The organism is Protofrankia sp. Cr1, from assembly GCF_963555865.1.
GTDB lineage: Bacteria > Actinomycetota > Actinomycetes > Frankiales > Frankiaceae > Protofrankia.
This window is the reverse complement of sequence record NZ_CAUVXO010000106.1, coordinates 11,706-14,212: the sequence shown is the minus strand read 5'-3', so window position 1 is coordinate 14,212 and position 2,507 is coordinate 11,706. Positions and strand designations below refer to the sequence as shown.

4 protein-coding genes are annotated in these 2,507 nt (G+C 67.7%); all 4 read left to right on the top strand.

Annotated elements, in window-relative coordinates; all coding sequences use genetic code 11:
• Positions 1-23 precede the first annotated feature (23 nt).
• Positions 24-803 (top strand): crotonase/enoyl-CoA hydratase family protein, encoded by a 780-nt coding sequence (locus U9980_RS11215; RefSeq protein WP_322767858.1) that lies wholly within the window; start codon positions 24-26, stop codon positions 801-803.
• Positions 804-1,026: 223 nt separating this feature from the next.
• Complete coding sequence (locus U9980_RS11210; protein WP_322767857.1) at positions 1,027-1,263, top strand: hypothetical protein; 237 nt, start codon at positions 1,027-1,029, stop codon at positions 1,261-1,263.
• On the top strand, positions 1,233-1,802 hold the full coding sequence (locus U9980_RS11205; RefSeq protein WP_416210234.1) for a DUF6879 family protein: 570 nt from the start codon (positions 1,233-1,235) through the stop codon (positions 1,800-1,802). The genes U9980_RS11210 and U9980_RS11205 overlap by 31 nt, the downstream gene beginning before the upstream one ends.
• Positions 1,735-2,507: helix-turn-helix transcriptional regulator (locus U9980_RS11200; RefSeq protein ID WP_322767855.1), on the top strand; the 773-nt coding region annotated here is incomplete at its 3' end. The genes U9980_RS11205 and U9980_RS11200, both read left to right, overlap by 68 nt.

Genomic DNA, 2,507 nt, shown 5'->3' with positions numbered 1-2,507 from the left:
GCGTTCGCCGGTGAGCTGGACGCGTGACGTCGCCGCCCAAGGTCCTGGCCGAGCGGCGAGAGCACATCGTCGTGTTGACCCTGAACAGGCCAGCGGCTCGCAACGCCGTCGACGGTGAGCTCGCGGACCTCCTCGGCGGGCACCTGCATGACGCCGACTGCGACCCCGGTGTGCGCGCCGTCATCCTGACCAGCTCCGACCCCCGGTCGTTCTGCGCCGGCGCGGACCTGAAGGCGGTCACGCGTGGCGAGTCGATCGCGCCGAGCAAACGGGAGTGGGGCTTCGCCGGCTGGGTGCGCCACGAGGTCTCCGTCCCGACGATCGCCGCCGTCGAGGGCAGTGCGCTCGGCGGCGGGACGGAGCTGGCCCTCGCGTGCGACCTCGTCGTCGCCGGCGCGGATGCCACGTTCGGGCTGCCGGAGGTGCGCCGCGGTCTGCTCGCGGCCGCCGGGGGTGTGATCCGCCTTCCGCTACGGGTCCCGCCGACCGTCGCCATGGAGATGCTGCTCACCGGACGCCCCATCGACGCCGAGCGGGCCCACGCCATCCACCTGATCAACCGGATGGCACCCGTCGGCGGCGCCCTCGACGCCGCACTGGAGCTTGCGGCGGAGATTGCCGACGCCGCACCCCTTTCGGTGCGGGCCAGCAAGCGACTCGCCCGTGGGGTGATCGAGGCGTCGTTCGACGAGCAGTGGGCACGGTGCGACGCACAGGTACGCTCACTGATGGCCAGCGAGGACGCGAAGGAGGGCCCCCGGGCCTTCGCCGAGAAACGCGCGCCCCGGTGGCGGGGCCGCTGACCGCAGGGCCGCACCCCCATCGGCCCTGGGGGATCGCCTTCTGGACCGGACCGGTGGACCTTCTCGAAGGCCGCAACGCCGGATCGCGGACCCCTCGGGTGCTGAAACTTGTCGGCCTCACCTCCCTGGCTGGGCAACGGCGGCCGAGAGCGCTTGACGTCCCCATAGCTGTCCGTCACCATATCTGAGAACGGTTCGCCAAGTTTCTAGCAATGGAGACACCATGCGTGCCCGCTTCCTCGGCAAGGACCCGGACTCCCAGGTGGACAACTCGCCCACTCTGTTCGCCACTGACCGCACCGACCGCGTGACGTACGTCGCCCAGGGCTGGAAGGTCACGGACCCTCAGGCCCTCGCCGACATCGGCCCCGTGCCGGACCACGAGACCCTGATCGAGATCCCGGAGGACGTGCTCAAGATGTACGTGCGCTGTTACCAGGAGCAGGAGGGACAGAGCTGACCTCCCTCATCCCACCCGGCCCCGAGTTCCGCCAGCTCTTCCACTCGTTCGAGCACATGGCCTACCGGCTCGAAGCCCGCGACACCTACGACGCGACGTACGAGAACGAGTCGCTGCGCAAGTTCCTCGCGGGCGAGCCGGACAACCTGCCGTGGATGCAGAGCTGGTTGGACATGCTGCGCGAGGCGTCCTCCAAGGGTCGGCGCTTCGCTCGCGTCCGCGTGGTGACGCTGCCGCTCACCGACTACAGCCGCTTCGGTGTCTGGTGCGCTCAGTTCACCAACAGCGCGGGCGAAGACATCCGCTACCTGCCCAGAGACAAGGCCGAAGCCACCGGGCTGCCGAACCACGACTACTGGCTCTTCGACTCATCCAAGCTGGTACGGATGCACTTCGATGACAACAACGCCTTCCTCGGCGGCGAGGTCATCGAGGATGCTGCCGAGATCGTGAAGCACAACTACTGGCGTGATGCTGCCTGGCACCACGCCGCACGACGGGACGACTTTGCCACCGAACAGCACCTCGGGCGCGTCTAACGTCCACGAGGCTCGTAACGCCCTCGGCAAACGACTCCGTGAGCTACGCCAGGCCGCGGGCTTCAGCGGTCGGCAGCTCGCGGAGTCGTTGTCGTGGCCGCCGTCGAAAATCTCCAAGCTGGAGAACGGCCGGCAGACGCCGACCGATGACGACGTACGGAGCTGGACGGCGGCCACCGGCAGCGAGGGCGAGGCTGATGCGCTGCTGGCTTCCCTCCACACGCTCGAAGTGCAGCACGCCGAGTGGCAACGCATCCTGCGAACTGGGCTGAAGCCTCGTCAGCAAGAGCTGATCGAGTGGGACCAGCGGACGCGGCTCTTTCGGGCCTTCGAGGCGACCGTCATCCCTGGCCTACTGCAAACTGCGGAGTACGCTCGGTTCCGCTTTGCTGAGAGCATCCGCCGGCTGAAACTGCCGAACGACATCAACGAGGCGGTAGCCGCGCGAGTACAGCGGCAAGAGATTCTGTACCGGCCCGATAAGCGATTCCATTTCGTGCTGACCGAGGCGGCGCTACGGTTCCGGCTGTGCCCACCAGAGGTCATGCTCGGACAGCTAGACCGACTGGTTTCGCTCACGTCCCTGCCGAACGTGAAGCTCGGGATCATCGGGTTCGAGACCCAGTACGCCACCTCGCCGTGGCATGGCTTCTGGATGTACGACAACGAGCGCGTGCTTGTCGAGACCTTCAGTGCAGCGCTCGA